The organism is Pseudomonas sp. AOB-7, assembly GCF_003696305.1.
GTDB lineage: Bacteria > Pseudomonadota > Gammaproteobacteria > Pseudomonadales > Pseudomonadaceae > Aquipseudomonas.
The window spans coordinates 345,925-361,635 of sequence record NZ_RFFK01000004.1 but is presented as its reverse complement, the minus strand read 5'-3'; the positions used below and the strand labels follow the sequence as shown (position 1 = coordinate 361,635).

The window sequence follows — 15,711 nt, the reverse complement described above, 5'->3', positions numbered from 1 at the left end:
GCCTGGCGTCGAGGTGCCGCATGTCGTTGTCCGTTGAAAGCTTCCTGTCGCGCCTGAAGCAGCGCGATCCCGATCAGCCGGAATTTCACCAGGCGGTGGAGGAAGTGGTGCGCAGCCTGTGGCCCTTCCTCGAGGCCAATCCGCGCTACCGCGAGGCGGGCATTCTCGAGCGCATGGTCGAGCCGGAGCGCGCCATCCTGTTCCGCGTGCCCTGGGTCGACGACCGCGGCCAGGTGCAGGTCAACCGCGGCTACCGCATCCAGATGAGCAGCGCCATCGGCCCGTACAAGGGCGGCCTGCGCTTCCACCCCTCGGTCAACCTGGGCGTGCTCAAGTTCCTCGCCTTCGAGCAGGTGTTCAAGAACTCGCTGACCTCGCTGCCCATGGGCGGCGGCAAGGGCGGCGCCGACTTCGATCCCAAGGGCAAGAGCGAGGGCGAGGTGATGCGCTTCTGCCAGTCGTTCATGAACGAGCTGTACCGCCATATCGGTGCGGATCTGGACGTGCCGGCCGGCGATATCGGCGTCGGCGCCCGCGAGATCGGCTACCTGTTCGGCCAGTACAAGCGCCTGTCCAACCAGTTCACCTCGGTGCTCACCGGCAAGGGCCTGAGCTACGGCGGCAGCCTGATCCGCCCCGAAGCCACCGGCTACGGCTGCGTGTACTTCGCCCAGGAGATGCTCAAGCGTATCGATCAGGGCTTCGAGGGCCAGCGCGTGGCCATTTCCGGCTCCGGCAACGTCGCCCAGTACGCGGCGCAGAAGGTCATGGAACTGGGCGGGCGGGTGATCTCGCTGTCGGACTCCGAGGGCACCCTGTACGCCGAGGGCGGCCTGAGTGACGAGCAGTGGCAGTACCTGATGGCGCTGAAGAACCAGCGCCGCGGCCGCCTGCGCGAGATGGCCGAGCACTTCGGCCTGCAGTTTCTCGCCGGGCAACGGCCCTGGCGCCTGGCCTGCGACATCGCGCTGCCCTGCGCGACGCAGAACGAGCTGGACGGCGAGGATGCCCGCGCGCTGCTGAGGAGCGGCTGTATCTGCGTGGCCGAAGGCGCCAACATGCCCTCGACCCTGGAAGCGGTGGACCTGTTCGTCGAGGCCGGCATCTGCTACGCCCCGGGCAAGGCCTCCAACGCCGGCGGCGTGGCCACCAGCGGCCTGGAGATGAGCCAGAACGCCATGCGCCTGCACTGGAGCGCCGGCGAGGTGGACGAGCGCCTGCACGGCATCATGCAGAACATCCACCACGCCTGCGTGCACCACGGCGAGGAGAAGGGCCGGATCAACTACGTCAAGGGCGCCAACATCGCCGGCTTCGTCAAGGTGGCCGATGCCATGCTGGCGCAGGGCGTGGTCTGAGAACCTGCTCAAAGGCTGACTTTGAAAAGGCTCTGAAAGCAGCGTCGCTGTAGTCACGAGGCCTCGCGTGTCAACGCGGGGCCTCGTCGTTTCTGGCGGGGCTGTGCTGCCCGGCCGATTCAGGCATGCTGCCTGCCCTCACGCTCGCTACACAGGTCTTCGCTCTGCATGAAACGTTTTGTCTTGCTCGACACCGCTCCGATCCCGGGCACGAATGGTGCGCTGAACCTGTTCGAGTATGGGGACGACTTCGTCATCAAGATCGCCGGCGGCGATGGCGGGCAGCTGATGAATACCCGCATGCACGGCTCGGAAGATGCCCTGGCGGCGATTCCCTGCAAGCAGATCGCGAGCCGGCCAGAGGTGCGGGTACTGATCGGAGGTCTGGGCATGGGCTTTACCCTGGCCTCGGCGCTACAGCACCTGGGGGCTGACGCCGAGGTCGTGGTGGCCGAGCTGGTGCCGGGCGTGGTCGAGTGGAACCGTGGCCCGCTCGGGGCGAAGTCCGGTTATCCGTTGAATGACCCGCGTGCGGTGATCATTCAGGAGGACGTCGCCAAGGTGCTGCAGGCCGCCGAGCAGCGCTACGACGCGATCATGCTGGACGTCGACAACGGCCCCGAAGGCCTGACTCAGAAAGGCAATGACTGGCTGTACAGCATGGATGGCCTGCGTCAGTGCGCCAAGGCGCTGAGGCCCAGGGGCATGCTGGCAGTGTGGTCGTCCAGCGCCGACCGCGCCTTTTCGGAGAAAGTGCGCAAGGCCGGCTTCAAGGGTGAAGCGGTGCAGGTGTATGCCCATGGCAACAGGGGCACGCGGCATACCATCTGGATTGCCCAGAAGGTCTGAGCGGGCTGCCCAGGTCGTGAGTGACCTGGGCAGCTGCATTGCTCAGTGCATCTGCAGTTTGCCGATACGGTCGTTGTCCAGGCTGCCGAAGTACAGATGGTCGCCCACCGGTTTCACCGAGGTGACCATGCGCAGGTGGGTGCCGCTGGTGTCGTGCAGGCTGCGCACGATCTCGCCCTGTTCGTTGAGGGCGATGGCGAAACCGTAAGGGATCGCCTTCGGCCACAGCGCGCGCGGCAGCTTGGCCAGTTGCGCCTTGAGCCAGGGGTGACGGTGGAGGAAGTCGGCGTCGGCCTTGCGCGGGGTGGGCAGGGCAACCCAGAAGGTGCCCTTGCGGTCGCCCTGCAGGTTGTCCGGCAGGCCCGGCAGGTTGTCGATGAAGATGTCGTGCTGGCCGGCCTTGTCGCCCTTGAGCCAGTAACGGGTGATGCGATAGCGGTAGGTCTCATTGACCAGCACGAAGTCCTCGTTCGCCGACAGCGCCACGCCGTTGGCGAAGTACAGGTCCTTGAGCAGCACGCGGGTCTGGCCTGTGGCCGGGTCATAGGCCAGCAGGCGGCCGTGCGGGCGGGCCTCGAGCAGGTCGAGCAGGTAGTCCGGCTGTTGGAAACGCGAGGAGGCGTCGCTGAAGTAGATGGTGCCGTCGCTGGCGATATCCAGGTCGTCGGTGAAGGCGAAGGGCAGGCCCTCGGCCTCGGTAGTCAGTACCTTGACGTTACCTTGTGGGTCGATGCTCAGCAGGCCCTCGTAGGCGTCGGCGACGATCAGGTTGCCGCTGGCGTCGAAGTCCATGCCCAGCGGCCGGCCGCTGGTGTCGACGAAGGTCTCCACGCTGTCGTCTGCCAGCACGCGGACGATGCGCCCGTCGTGCAACCCGGCATAGACCCGGCCTTCGGCGTCCACGGCGGTATCTTCCGGACCATGCAGCTGGCCGCGGGCCAGCAGTTCGGCCTTCATCAGGGTGTCGTTGGGCTCCAGCACGCCGGTCATGGCCGGCGCGGCGGGCGCGTCCCAGCCCAGCGGGTCGATGGGACTGGGGGTGATGGCCAGGTAGCCGGCCGCGGCGGCCAGCAGCACGACGAGCAGGGCAAGCAGTTTCTTCATTGTTGTTCTTCCGTGTCGGGGGCAAGCGATGCGCGGCACAGGTTACACAGTTCGCCGGCGCAGTGGCAGGGCGCTGCCCCGTCCGGCGGCCGGGGCATATATACTGCGCGGCATTCTTCACGGGAGAGCCGCGTGGCTAACGATATTCACTGGATTCGCGACGACGCCAGCCTGGCCGAGCATTGCGCCGTCTGGCAGGCGTTGCCCTTCGTCGCGCTGGACACCGAGTTCATGCGCGTCGACACCTTCTATCCCATCGCCGGCCTGCTGCAGGTCAGCGAGGGCGCGCGGGCCTACCTGATCGATCCGCTGTGCATCGGCGACTGGGCGCCCTTCGCTGCGCTGCTGCAGGCGCCGCAGGTGGTCAAGGTGCTGCATTCGTGCAGCGAGGACCTGGAAGTCTTCCTGCGCCTGACCGGCAGCCTGCCGACGCCGTTGTTCGATACCCAACTGGCCGCCGGCTACCTCAACCTGGGCTTCTCCATGGGCTACTCGCGCCTGGTGCAGGCGCTGCTGGGCATCGAGCTGCCCAAGGGCGAGACCCGCTCCGACTGGCTGCAGCGGCCGCTGTCGCAGACCCAGGTGAGCTACGCCGCCGAGGACGTGCTGCACCTGGCGGAGGTGTACCGGGCGCTGACCGCCCGCCTGTCGCCGGAGAAGTATGCCTGGGTGCTGGAGGATGGCGCCGAACTGGTCGCAGGCCTCGGCCGCGAGGTCGACCCGGAGCAGGCCTGGCGCGAGGCCAAGCTGGCCTGGAAGCTGTCGCGTCAGCAACTCGCCGTGCTGCGCGCACTGTGCGCCTGGCGCGAGCGCGAGGCGCGGGCGCGCAACCAGCCGCGCAACCGCATCCTGCGCGAGCATTCGCTGTGGCCGCTGGCGCGCACCCAGCCGGACAACCTGGTGGCCCTGGCGCGCATCGAGGACATGCACCCGAAGACCGTGCGCCAGGACGGTGAGACCCTGCTGGCGCTGATCCGCGAGGCCGCCGCGCTGCCGCCGGGCGAGTGGCCCGAGGCGCTGCCCGAGCCGCTGCCGGTGGAGGCTTCGGCGCTGCTGAAGAAACTGCGTGCCATCGGCCAGCGCGAGGGCGAGCGCCTAGCGATCGTGCCCGAGCTGATGCTGCGCAAGAAGACCCTGGAAGCCCTGCTGAAGAGCGGCTACCCCAGCGGTCCCTACCAATTGCCCGAGTCCCTGCGCGGTTGGCGCCGGGAGTTGATGGGCCAGGCGCTGCTCGACTGCCTGGCCGCCGAAGGAGAATCCGCGTGAAACGCATCTGTTCCATCTACAAGAGCCCACGCAAGAACGAGATGTACCTCTACGTGCTCAAGGCCGACGCCCTGAGCCGGGTGCCGGAAGGCCTGCTCGGCGTGTTCGGCGCGCCGGTGCACGCCTTCGACCTGGTGCTCAGCCCCGAGCGCCAGCTGGCCCGCGAGGACATCGCCCAGGTGCTGGAGAACCTGGAGAAGCAGGGCTACCACCTGCAGATGCCGCCGCCGGAAGAGGAGTACATCGAGCACCTGCCGGACGAACTGCTGCGTCGCAACGACCCGGTCTGAACCATGCGCCTGCTGATTGCCGAGCACGACCACGGGCGCTACGCCGAGCTGATTCGCGCGGCGCGGCCCGAGTTGGTGCTGCTGGCCGGCGCCGACCCCGTCGAGCTGGCCGCGGCGGCCGGCGACTGCCCGTTGTGGCTGGGCCAGCCCGATCTGCTCGCGCCCCTGCTGCGCCAGGGCCTGCGCCCGCAGTGGCTGCAGTCGACCTGGGCGGGGATCACGCCGCTGCTGGCGCCCGACTTGCCGCGCGACTATCGCCTGAGCCGCGCCGTCGGCATCTTCGGCCAGGTGATGGCCGAGTACGTGCTGGGCCATCTGCTGGCCCATGAACGGGGCCTGTTCGCCCGTCTGGCCGCGCAAGTGGCGCAGCGCTGGGAGCACAGCCTGCCGCGCAGCCTGGCCGGGCGGCGGGCGCTGATCGTCGGCTGTGGCGATATCGGTCAGGCCGTGGCGCAGTTTCTCGCGCCCTTCGGTCTGCAGCTGCGCGGCGTGGCCAGCGCGCCGCGCCAGCAGCCGCCCTTCGTCGAGGTGGCCGGCCTGGATCAGCTGCCGCGCCTGGCCGCCTGGGCCGACTATGTGATCAACCTGTTGCCCGATACCCCGGCCACCCACGATCTGTACGACGCCGAGCTGCTGGCCCGGCTGCGCCCCGAGGCGCTGCTGATCAATGCCGGGCGCGGCGCCGCGGTGGTCGATGCCGATCTGGTGGCGGCGCTGGAGCAGGGCCAACTGGCCGGCGCGGTGATCGACGTCTGCCGCGAGGAGCCGCTGCCACCCGGCCATCCGTTCTGGAACGCGCCGCGTCTGCTGCTCACCGGACACAGCGCTGCGCCCACCGAGCCGGCGCTGATGGCCGCGCTGTTTCTCGACAACCTGGCGCGCTGGCAGGCCGGCGAGGCGCTGCGCGGCGAGGTGGCGTTCGCCCGCGGCTACTGAGCCCAAGCGCTGCCGTTCGGCATCCGCCGCTTGGCCGTGACCGGCGCTCGGGCTAGACTGCCGCGCTTTTCTCCTCCGAGCTTCTGCCTGTCGCCATGGCCGCCAAAGTCGAACCCTTCTGGAAACGCAAGACCCTCGCCCAGCTCGATCAGGACGAGTGGGAGTCGCTGTGCGACGGTTGCGGTCTGTGCTGCCTGCAGAAGCTCGAAGACGAGGACGACGGCGCCGTCTACTACACGCGCATCGCCTGCAAGCTGCTCGATCTCAAGAGCTGCCGCTGCAGCGACTACGCCAACCGCGCCAAGCAGGTGCCCGACTGCATCCAGCTGACCCCGGCGCAGGCCGACCAGTTCCAGTGGCTGCCGCCGACCTGCGCCTACCGCCTGGTCAGCGAGGGCAAGGACCTGCCGCTGTGGCACCACCTGGTCTGCGGCGATCCGGAGGCGGTGCATATCGAGCGCATCTCGCAGTCCGGGCGCATGCTCAGCGAGAACAGCGTGGCCGAGGACGACTGGGAAGAGCACCTGATCTTTCGCGCCGGTTGATCGGCGCCGGGCTTCGTGGCAAATCTGTGCGCCCAGCCATGGAATTGCCCGAGGGCGTCGCGGTCATATCGGATCGCCGCGTCCCACCGCATCAGGAGCCTTGCGCGATGCCCGTTCGTTACCCTTTGTTGTCCCTGCTGTTGCTGAGTCTGAGCCTGCCGACCTGGGCGGCCACGCATAAGGTCGATTTGGACTACCGCGTGCGCTTTCTGCCCGAAACCAACCAGGCCGAAGTCAGCCTGACCCTGGAGCAGGGCGAGCGCGTGCTCAGCCTGGACTTCGACCTGGGCAAGGAGGGCCGCTACAGCGACTTTTCCGCCGACGGCCAGTGGCAGCAGGAGCAGCCCGAGCGCGGCATCTGGCAGCCGGCCGCCGGCAAGAGCCGCCTGAGCTACAAGGTGCGCATCGATCACGAGCGCCAGCCGGGGAGCTTCGATGCGCGGATGACCGAGGACTGGGCGCTGCTGCGTGGCGACGACCTGGTGCCCAGCGCGGTGCTGCGCCAGCAGGACAAGACCGAGCTGGTGGCGCGCCTACAGTTCGAGCTGCCCAAGGGCTGGAAAAGCGTGGAAACCGGCTGGCCGCGCATCGGCAAGAATCGCTTTCGCATCGACAACCCGCTGCGCAAGTTCGACCGCCCCACCGGCTGGCTGGTCGCCGGCAAACTCGGCACCCGCCGCGCCCGCCTCGGCGAGACCGATGTCGCCATCGCCGCGCCGGTGGGCGAGGGCATGCGGCGCATGGACATCATGACCCTGCTGACCTTCGTCTGGCCCGAAATGCAGGCGGTGTTCCCGCGCGATCCGGCCAAGCTGCTGATCGTCGGCGCCGGCGACCCGATGTGGCGCGGCGGCCTGTCGGCGGCCAATTCCTACTACATGCACGCGGACCGGCCGCTGGTCAGCGAGAACGGCACCAGCTCGCTGGTGCACGAGCTGGTCCACGTGTTCAGCCGCATCCAGTCGCGCGACCGTAGCGACTGGATCACCGAGGGTCTGGCCGAGTACTACGCCATCGAACTGATGCGCCGTGCCGGCGGTATCGGCGAGGACCGCTACCAGAAGATGCGCGAGCAACTGACGCGCTGGAGCAAGCCGGTGAAGAGCCTGCGCACCGCGCGCGCCACCGGCCCGGTGACCGCGCGCGCGGTGCTGCTGCTGCAGGAGCTGGATCGGGAAATCCGCCAGAAGACCAAGGGCAATACGCAGCCGCGTTCGCTGGACGACGTGACCCGCGGCCTGATGCGCCTGGACAAGGCCAGCACCGAGGATTTCATCGACATCGTCGAGAACGTCATGGGCGGGCCGTCGCGGGTGCTGGATACGCGGTTGTTGCGCTGAGACCAAGGCGGCGGCGCGCCCTACGGAGAAGCCGGCACCGCACCAGTTCCTCTAACGCTTGAGCAGCGCCTCCAGCCCGGCCAGCGCCTTGTGGGTGACCTTGCTGCCGGAGCCGGCGCTGGCGGCTTCCTCCTTCTGGTAGTGCAGGTCGACCTGACGCTGATGCTCGTTGTCGTGGCAGTACAGGCACAACAGTTCCCAGTTGGAGCCGTCTTCCGGGTTGTTGTCGTGGTTGTGGTCGCGGTGGTGCACGGTCAGCTCGCTCAGGCGCTTGCCGCTGAACTCGCGGCCGCAGCGCCCGCAGATATGCGGGTACATCTTCAGAGCTTTTTCGCGGTAGCTGGTTTCGCGGCGCCGCTGCGCCTCGGCGAGGATCTGGTCCAGCTTGCTGGTGGTGCTCATGGCGTGGCTCGTGCTCGGGTGGCGAACGTTGGCGTTCGGATGCTGCCAGAATAGAACGAAAGCTCGCCGATCAGGAGCCCCATCATGCGTCGCTCGATACTTGCCGCCTCGATCCTGGCCTGCGCCGCCGCCGCACTGGCCCAGGCCCAGCAACCGCCGCGCATGCCGACGTCACCCGCCGCCGGCACGCCCGGCACCGCCACGCCGCAACCCTACGGTCAGCCGCAAAGCGCGCCGATTCAGCGCCAGGGACCGGGGACGGCGCCCTTGCTACCGCCACCGCAGGGGCAGAGCCTGCCGCGGCTGGCGCCGCAACCGCCCAAGGATCAGGCCATCCCGCTGCTGGAACAGCAGCTGCAGCGCAATCGCCAACCGGTCGAGCCGGGGAAGACGCAGAACTAGGGCGCTGTCTCAACCTAGTGTTGCGGAACTGCGGGTCGGTGCGCCATGCGCACCAATCGGCCGAGGACGGCGCAGCGCTCGTCCTAGCTCGGCTCCTCGTCCGCCGGATAGCGGCTGGCGGTCAGGCTTTCCTTGATCTTGCGCAGGTGCGGCTGGAAGTCCACGCCGCGGCGCAGGGTCACGCCGGTGGCGAGCACGTCGAGCACGGTGAGCTGGATGATGCGCGAGGTCATCGGCATATAGATGTCGGTGTCCTCCGGCAGCGGAATGTCCAGGCTCAGGGTGCTGGCCTTGGCCAGCGGCGAGCCGGCGGCGGTCAGGCCGAGCACCGAGGCGCCGTTCTCCCGCGCCAGGCGCGCCACCTCCACCAGCTCGCGGGTGCGCCCGGTATAGGAAATGATCACGAACAAATCGCCGGTGTGCGCCACCGAGGCGATCATGCGCTGCATCAGCACGTCTGAATGCGCCGACACCGCCAGGTTGAAGCGGAAGAACTTGTGCTGCGCGTCCAGCGCCACCGAGGCCGAGGCGCCGAGGCCGAAGAAGTGGATCTGCCGCGCCTGGATCAACAGGTCGACGGCGCGGCTGACGTGTTGTGGATCGAGGCTCTGGCAGGCGGCGTCGAGCGAGGCGATGGTGCTGCCGAAGATCTTCCGCGTGTAGGCCTCGGGGCCGTCGTCGGCGGCCACCGCGCGGCTGACGTAGGCGGCGCCGCTGGCCAGGCTCTGCGCCAGCTGCATCTTCAGCTCGGGGTAGCCGTTGGCGCCGAACGAGCGGCAAAAGCGGTTGACCGTCGGCTCGCTGACCGCGGCAGCCTGGGCCAGCGCGGCGATGCTGAAGCGGGTGGCCTGCTGTGGGTCGTGCAGGATCACCTCGGCGACCTTGCGTTCGGCCTTGTTCAGGTCGTCCAGGCGGCTCTGGATTTGTTCCAGCAGGTTGCGCACGCGATCCATAGGGAGCTCCTAACGGGCTTGGCGCCGTCGCGGCGGGCGCTGGCGACGGGCGGAAAAATGGCTGGCCTATCCTACTGGTGACGCCCGATGGCCACCACTGCTTATCCGGATAATGGAAAAATGTTGTTGTTATTACAACATTTACTCTTGATAAAACCGCTGCTACCCGGTATTTCTAGTGCATCTTGATAAAAGAACGAACATCATGGCCGCGATAAAGCTTGAATCCTGCACCTTTGCCCTGTTCGGCGCCCTCGGCGATCTGGCTCTGCGCAAGCTGTTTCCTGCGCTTTACCAGCTCGATCGCGCCGGTTTGCTGCACGACGACACCCGCATCCTCGCCCTGGCCCGCGAAGCCGGCGAGCCGCAGCGCCACCTGGCCGCCATCGACCAGGCGCTGCGCCTGCACGTGCCGGCCAAGGAGCTGGAGGAGGGCGCGCTGGCGCGTTTCCAGGCGCGCCTGCACTACCTGACCATGGATTTCCTCCAGGCCGAGGACTACCTGGCTCTGGCCGAGCTGGCCGGCGCACAGGACCAGCTGATCGCCTACTTCGCCACCCCGGCCTCGGTGTACGGCGGCATCTGCGCCAACCTGGCGGCGCTGGGCCTGGCCGAGCGCAGCCGGGTGGTGCTGGAAAAACCCATCGGCCACGACCTGGCCTCCTCGCGGGCGGTCAACGACGCGGTGGCGCGGGTGTTCCCGGAGAACCGCGTCTATCGCATCGACCACTACCTGGGCAAGGAGACGGTGCAGAACCTGATCGCCCTGCGCTTCGCCAACAGCCTGTTCGAGACCCAGTGGAACCAGAACCATATCTCCCACGTGGAAATCACCGTGGCCGAGAAGGTCGGCATCGAGGGCCGCTGGGGCTACTTCGACCAGGCCGGTCAGCTGCGCGACATGATCCAGAACCACCTGCTGCAGCTGCTCTGCCTGATCGCCATGGACCCGCCCAGCGACCTCTCCGCCGACAGCATCCGCGACGAGAAGGTCAAGGTGCTCAAGGCCCTGGAGCCGATCAGCGCCGAGCACCTCGGCCAGCGCGTGGTGCGCGGCCAGTACGTCGCCGGCAGCGCCGACGGCCGGCCGGTGCCGGGCTACCTGGAGGAGGAGAACTCCAATACCCAGAGCGACACCGAGACCTTCGTCGCCCTGCGCGCCGACATCCGCAACTGGCGCTGGGCCGGCGTGCCCTTCTACCTGCGCACCGGCAAGCGCATGCCGCAGAAGCTGTCGCAGATCGTCATCCACTTCAAGGCGCCGCCGCACTACATCTTCGCCCCCGAGCAGCGCCAGCTGATCGGCAACAAGCTGATCATCCGCCTGCAGCCGGACGAGGGCATCGCCCTGCAGGTGCTGACCAAGGACCAGGGCCTGGACAAGGGCATGCAGCTGCGCAGCGGCCCGCTGCAACTGAGCTTCTCCGACACCTACCGCAGCGCGCGCATCCCCGATGCCTACGAGCGGCTGCTGCTGGAGGTGATGCGCGGCAACCAGAACCTGTTCGTGCGCAAGGACGAGATCGAGTACGCCTGGCAGTGGTGCGACCAGCTGATCGCCGGCTGGAAGCAGCTCGGCGAGGCGCCGAAGCCCTATACCGCCGGCAGCTGGGGGCCGATGGCCTCGGTGGCGCTGATCACTCGCGACGGGAGGAGCTGGTATGGCGATCTCTGATCTCGACCTGCCGCCGGGCGTCAGCGCCCGCAGCTACGCCGCGGCCGAGCAACTGGCCGACGCCCTGGCCCTGCGCGGGGCCGAGGCGCTGCGCCAGGCCATCGACAGCCGCGGCAGCGCCACCCTGGTGGTGTCCGGCGGGCGCAGCCCGGTGGCCTTCTTCGAGGCCCTGGCGCAGCAGCCGCTGCACTGGCGCCAGGTGCTGGTGAGCCTGGCCGACGAGCGCTGGGTGCCGGTCAACCATGCCAGCAGCAACGAGGCGCTGGTGCGTCGCCACCTGCTGCGCGGGCCGGCCGCCGAGGCGCGTTTCCTTGGCCTGTACCGGGTCGCCGGCAGCCTGGAGCAGGCCGCCGAGCTGGCCGACGCGGCCTTCGCCGAGCTGCCGCCGATCGACGTGCTGGTGCTCGGCATGGGCGACGACGGCCACACCGCCTCGCTGTTCCCCGATAGCCCCAATCTCGACCTGGCGCTGCAGCCCGACTGCCCGCGCCGGGTGCTGCCGATGCAGGCGCCGAGCCAGCCGGCGCAGCGCCTGACCCTGACCCTGCCGCTGCTGGCGAGCGCGCGTTTGCCGCTGCTGGCGATCCAGGGCCAGGCCAAGCTGGCCACCCTGGCCGAGGCGCTGGCGCCCGGTGCGCTGGCTAGCCTGCCGATCCGCGCCTTCCTGCATTCCCCTCTCGAAATCCATTGGTGCCCCTGACATGAGCAGCCCCAACGAAGGCCAGCGCGCGCGCATGGCCGAAAAGATCGCCGAGATCGACCGCATCTGTGCCCAGGCGCGGATCATGCCGGTGATCACCATCGCCCGCGAGGCGGACATCCTGCCGCTGGCCGACGCCCTGGCCGCCGGCGGCCTGCGCGTGCTGGAGGTGACCCTGCGTTCCGAGCATGGCCTGGAGGCGATCCGTCGCCTGCGCGCCGAGCGCCCCGAGCTGTGCGTGGGCGCCGGCACCGTGCTCGACGAGCAGATGCTGGCCGCCGCCGTCGCTGCGGGGGCGCAGTTCATCGTCACCCCGGGCAGCACCCGCGAGCTGCTGCTGGCCGCCCTGGACAGCCCGGTGCCGCTGCTACCGGGGGTGAGCAGCGCCTCCGAGCTGATGATCGGCTACGCCCTCGGCTACCGCCGCTTCAAGCTGTTCCCGGCCGAGGTCTGCGGCGGCGTCGCCGCGCTCAAGGCGCTGGCCGGCCCGTTCGGCGGCGTGCGTTTCTGCCCCACCGGCGGCATCACCCCGGACAACCTGCAGCGCTACATGGCCCAGCCCAACGTGATGTGCGTCGGCGGCACCTGGATGTTCCAGCGCGAATGGGTCGAGCAGGGCGACTGGGCGCGTATCCGGCAGTGCAGCGCCGAGGCCTTGCAGTTGTTGGAATAAGTCTCGCGTTGGCGTGGTGGTGCGCGCCGCCTAGTCCGAGCGCACCGCTGCTATGCATGGCCTGTCTGGAGTTCTCCCATGACTGCACACCCGATCCGGCAGCCGCTGCTGCTGGGCATGATGCGCCTGCTCGACTATCCCGAGCTGGCCACGCCGCAGGCGCTGCTCGGTTTTGTCGAGCGCTGCGTGGAGCGCGGACTCAATGGTTTCGATCACGCCGATATCTACGGCCTGGGCGAGTGCGAGGCGCGCTTCGGCGCCGCCCTGCGCCTGCGTCCGGCGCTGCGCCAGCGCCTGGAGCTGATCAGCAAGGCCGACATAGTGCCGGCGGCGCAGGACGTCTCGCGCTGGCGGGTCAAGCACTACGACAGCAGCGCCCGCTACCTGACCCGGGCGGTGGAGGCCTCGCTGCAGCGCCTGGGCGTCGAGCGGCTGGACGGCTTCCTGCTGCATCGGCCCGATCCGCTGCTGCAGCTGGACGAGGTGACGCGGGCGCTGCAGACGCTGGTCGCGGCCGGCAAGGTCGGCTGGCTCGGCCTGTCCAATGCCGAGCCGCTGCACTGGCAGGTGCTCGGCCGCGAGCTGCCACTGCGCTGCAACCAGATCGAGCTGTCGTTGAATGCTCAACAGGCGGCCTGGGATGGCCGTCTGCAGGCGCTGCAGGCCGACGGCCTGCAGGTGCTGGCCTGGTCGCCGCTGGCCGGCGGGCAGTTCGCGGCGGCCCTGCAGCAGGCGCTGGACGAGGTGGCCGCGGCGCTGCAGGCCACCCCGACTCAGGTCGCCCTGGCCTGGCTGCGCCGTTTGCCGGGGCAGCCGGTGCCGATTCTCGGCAGCCTGCGCGAGACGCGCATCGACGAGGCCCTGGCCGGCGCCGAACTGCAACTGGATGCGCCGACCTGGTTCCATCTCAGCGAAGCGGCGCGCGGCATGCGCGCGCCCTGAGACCCGGCATACCAGCAGTTGTCGCAGATCATGACCCGGCCGCCGCGAGTCGCCTATGCTGACGGCTTCTTCACGCTGGGACGTCGAGCATGCCCTCCATCCCCACGGTCGATGTGTTGGTCATCGGCGGCGGCCAGGCCGCCCTGTCGGTGGCCTATTTTCTGCGCCGCACGCCGCTGTCCTTTGTCGTTCTTGACGCCGAGCAGGGGCCGGGCGGCGCCTGGCGCCACGGCTGGGATTCGCTGCGGCTGTTCTCGCCGGCCACCTGGAGCTCCATCGCCGGCTGGATGATGCCGCCGGTGGCCGATACCTACCCCACCCGCGATCATGTGCTGAGCTACCTGGCTGAGTACGAGCAGCGCTACCAGCTGCCGGTGCAGCGCCCGGTGTGGGTCGAGGCGCTGCAGCGTGACGGCGACTGGTTGCTGGCGCGCGCCGCCGATGGTCGGCAATGGCGGGCGCGGGCGGTGGTCAGCGCCACCGGCACCTGGCGCGCCCCCTATATTCCCGAGTACCCCGGCGCCGAGCTGTTCGCTGGGCGTCAGCTGCATTCGGCGCACTATGTCGAGCCCCGGGCCTTCGCCGGCCAGCGGGTACTGGTGGTGGGCGGCGGTAACTCCGGGGCGCAGATTCTCGCCGAGCTGTCGAAGGTGGCCGAGGCTACCTGGGTGACGCCGAGCGAGCCACTGTTGCTGCCCGACGAGGTCGATGGCCGGGTGCTGTTCGAGCGCGCCACCGAACGTTGGAAGGCGCAGCAGCAGGGGCGGGTGGTCGAGCAACCGGTAGGCGGCCTGGGCGACGTGGTGATGGTGCCGCCGGTACGCGAGGCGCGCGAACGTGGCGTGTTGCACGCGGTGCGGCCGTTCGTGCGGTTCACCGAGCGCGGCGTGGTCTGGGCTGATGGTAAGGAGTCGGCGGTGGATGCGGTGATCTGGTGTACCGGCTTTCGTCCGGCGCTGGAGCATCTTGCCGCGCTAGGCGTACTCAACGAGGAGGGCAAGGTGGATGTCACCGGCACCCGTGCGTGCAAGGAGCCGCGGTTGTGGTTGGTCGGCTACGGCGAATGGACCGGCGCAGCCTCGGCCACCCTGATCGGGGTTGCCCGGACGGCGCGCAGCACCGTTCATGAAATCGTCGAGGCCTTGCAGCGCTAGCCTGCAAGGTACTCATCACAACAGGACAACACATGCGTGACGCAACCGCTGTACCGAGCGCTGCCAGCCCGCTGGGTTTATTCGAGCGCTACCTGAGCATCTGGGTGTTTCTCTGCATCGTCGCCGGCACTTTGCTGGGGCTACTCGTGCCGGCCGTGGCGCAGGGCGTGGGCGCACTAGAGGTCGCCCAAGTGAATATCCCGGTGGGGGTGCTGATCTGGGTGATGATCATCCCGATGCTGATGAAGATCGACTTCCGCGCCCTCGGCGAAGTACGGCAACAGAAGGCCGGTATCGGCATCACCCTGTTCGTCAACTGGGCGGTCAAGCCGTTTTCCATGGCCCTGTTCGGATGGCTGTTCCTGCATCATGTGTTCGCCCCTTGGCTGCCGGCCGGCGAGATCGACGGCTACATGGCCGGGCTGATTCTGCTGGGGGCTGCGCCTTGTACGGCAATGGTGTTCGTGTGGAGCAATCTGTGCAGGGGCAACGCCAACTTCACCCTCAGCCAGGTGGCGCTCAATGATCTGGTGATGGTGTTCGCCTTCGCCCCGATCGTCGCCTTGCTGCTCGGCGTGTCGTCGATCCCGGTGCCCTGGGACACCCTGTTGCTGTCGGTGGTGATGTACATCGTCATTCCGCTGAGCATTGCCCAGTTCATTCGCGTCCGCCTGTTACGTCGTGGCGAGGCGGCGTTCCGGGCGGCGCTGGCGCAGGTCGCGCCGTTCTCCGTGATCGCCCTGTTGGCGACCCTGGTGCTGCTGTTTTCCTTCCAGGGCCAGGCCATCGTCGCCCAGCCATTGATCATCGTCATCCTCGCCGTGCCGCTGCTGCTGCAGACGCTGTTCATCGCTGCCCTGGGTTACGGGCTGAACCATCGGTTCCAGGTGCGTCACGATATCGCCGGGCCATCGACCATGATCGGCGCCTCCAATTTCTTCGAGCTGGCGGTGGCGGTGGCCATCGTGCTCTACGGTTTCGATTCCGGGGCGGCTCTGGCCACGGTGGTCGGCGTACTGATCGAGGTGCCGCTGATGCTGTTGTTGGTGCGTATGGTCAATCGCAGCCGCCAGTGGTACGAGCGTGGCTTGCCGTCCACCTGAGCATCGATGCAGCTCGGCT

The 15,711-nt window shown here is 68.4% G+C and carries 17 protein-coding genes; 14 read left to right on the top strand and 3 right to left on the bottom strand.

The genetic code is table 11. The annotated features are described in order from the left end of the window. Positions 1–20: 20 nt before the first annotated feature. Positions 21–1,358: an NADP-specific glutamate dehydrogenase gene (gdhA, locus tag EA796_RS10550; protein ID WP_122108582.1), complete on the top strand. Its 1,338-nt coding sequence runs from the start codon at positions 21–23 to the stop codon at positions 1,356–1,358. A gap of 168 nt (positions 1,359–1,526) precedes the next feature. Then, positions 1,527–2,207 (top strand): spermidine synthase, encoded by a 681-nt coding sequence (locus EA796_RS10545; protein ID WP_122108581.1) that lies wholly within the window; start codon positions 1,527–1,529, stop codon positions 2,205–2,207. 42 nt (positions 2,208–2,249) lie between these two features. Here the strand turns inward: EA796_RS10545 and EA796_RS10540 are convergent, their stop codons facing one another. Continuing rightward, on the bottom strand, positions 2,250–3,311 hold the full coding sequence (locus EA796_RS10540; RefSeq protein WP_122108580.1) for an SMP-30/gluconolactonase/LRE family protein: 1,062 nt from the start codon (positions 3,309–3,311) through the stop codon (positions 2,250–2,252). A gap of 132 nt (positions 3,312–3,443) precedes the next feature. Here EA796_RS10540 and rnd point away from each other — a divergent pair, with 132 nt between their 5' ends. From rnd to EA796_RS10515, 5 genes are all read left to right on the top strand, one after another. Further along, positions 3,444–4,577 carry a ribonuclease D gene (rnd, locus tag EA796_RS10535; RefSeq protein ID WP_122108579.1) on the top strand — a complete coding sequence of 378 codons (1,134 nt, stop codon included), beginning with the start codon at positions 3,444–3,446 and terminating at the stop codon, positions 4,575–4,577. After that, positions 4,574–4,867: a YcgL domain-containing protein gene (locus EA796_RS10530; RefSeq protein WP_021446077.1), complete on the top strand. Its 294-nt coding sequence runs from the start codon at positions 4,574–4,576 to the stop codon at positions 4,865–4,867. The genes rnd and EA796_RS10530 overlap by 4 nt, the downstream gene beginning before the upstream one ends. 3 nt (positions 4,868–4,870) lie before the next feature. Beyond that, entirely contained in the window at positions 4,871–5,803 is a 933-nt protein-coding gene (locus EA796_RS10525; protein ID WP_122108578.1) for a D-2-hydroxyacid dehydrogenase, read from the top strand. Positions 5,804–5,898: 95 nt separating this feature from the next. Further along, positions 5,899–6,348 carry a YcgN family cysteine cluster protein gene (locus tag EA796_RS10520; RefSeq protein ID WP_122108577.1) on the top strand — a complete coding sequence of 150 codons (450 nt, stop codon included), beginning with the start codon at positions 5,899–5,901 and terminating at the stop codon, positions 6,346–6,348. Between the two features lie 107 nt (positions 6,349–6,455). After that, positions 6,456–7,688 (top strand): hypothetical protein, encoded by a 1,233-nt coding sequence (locus EA796_RS10515; RefSeq protein WP_122108576.1) that lies wholly within the window; start codon positions 6,456–6,458, stop codon positions 7,686–7,688. Positions 7,689–7,739: 51 nt separating this feature from the next. Here EA796_RS10515 and EA796_RS10510 read toward each other — a convergent pair whose 3' ends face one another. Beyond that, a complete protein-coding gene (locus tag EA796_RS10510) occupies positions 7,740–8,090 on the bottom strand; it encodes a YajD family HNH nuclease (protein ID WP_122108575.1) in 351 nt (116 codons plus the stop codon). A gap of 84 nt (positions 8,091–8,174) precedes the next feature. Between EA796_RS10510 and EA796_RS10505 the strand changes: the two genes are divergently transcribed. After that, positions 8,175–8,492 carry a hypothetical protein gene (locus EA796_RS10505; protein WP_122108574.1) on the top strand — a complete coding sequence of 106 codons (318 nt, stop codon included), beginning with the start codon at positions 8,175–8,177 and terminating at the stop codon, positions 8,490–8,492. 83 nt (positions 8,493–8,575) lie between these two features. Here EA796_RS10505 and EA796_RS10500 read toward each other — a convergent pair whose 3' ends face one another. Further along, positions 8,576–9,436 carry a MurR/RpiR family transcriptional regulator gene (locus tag EA796_RS10500; RefSeq protein WP_177342895.1) on the bottom strand — a complete coding sequence of 287 codons (861 nt, stop codon included), beginning with the start codon at positions 9,434–9,436 and terminating at the stop codon, positions 8,576–8,578. 214 nt (positions 9,437–9,650) lie between these two features. Here EA796_RS10500 and zwf point away from each other — a divergent pair, with 214 nt between their 5' ends. From zwf to arsB, 6 genes are all read left to right on the top strand, one after another. Further along, entirely contained in the window at positions 9,651–11,120 is a 1,470-nt protein-coding gene (gene zwf / locus EA796_RS10495; protein WP_021443832.1) for a glucose-6-phosphate dehydrogenase, read from the top strand. Next, positions 11,107–11,820, top strand: a complete 714-nt coding sequence (gene pgl / locus EA796_RS10490; RefSeq protein WP_122108573.1) for a 6-phosphogluconolactonase — start codon at positions 11,107–11,109, stop codon at positions 11,818–11,820. The genes zwf and pgl overlap by 14 nt, the downstream gene beginning before the upstream one ends. Position 11,821: 1 nt before the next feature. Next, entirely contained in the window at positions 11,822–12,493 is a 672-nt protein-coding gene (locus EA796_RS10485; protein WP_122108572.1) for a bifunctional 4-hydroxy-2-oxoglutarate aldolase/2-dehydro-3-deoxy-phosphogluconate aldolase, read from the top strand. A 78-nt stretch (positions 12,494–12,571) separates the two neighbouring features. Further along, entirely contained in the window at positions 12,572–13,435 is an 864-nt protein-coding gene (locus EA796_RS10480) for an aldo/keto reductase (protein WP_122108571.1), read from the top strand. 89 nt (positions 13,436–13,524) lie between these two features. After that, positions 13,525–14,589 carry an ArsO family NAD(P)H-dependent flavin-containing monooxygenase gene (locus tag EA796_RS10475; protein WP_122108570.1) on the top strand — a complete coding sequence of 355 codons (1,065 nt, stop codon included), beginning with the start codon at positions 13,525–13,527 and terminating at the stop codon, positions 14,587–14,589. Between the two features lie 32 nt (positions 14,590–14,621). Next, on the top strand, positions 14,622–15,692 hold the full coding sequence (gene arsB / locus EA796_RS10470) for an ACR3 family arsenite efflux transporter (protein WP_122108569.1): 1,071 nt from the start codon (positions 14,622–14,624) through the stop codon (positions 15,690–15,692). Positions 15,693–15,711: the final 19 nt, after the last annotated feature.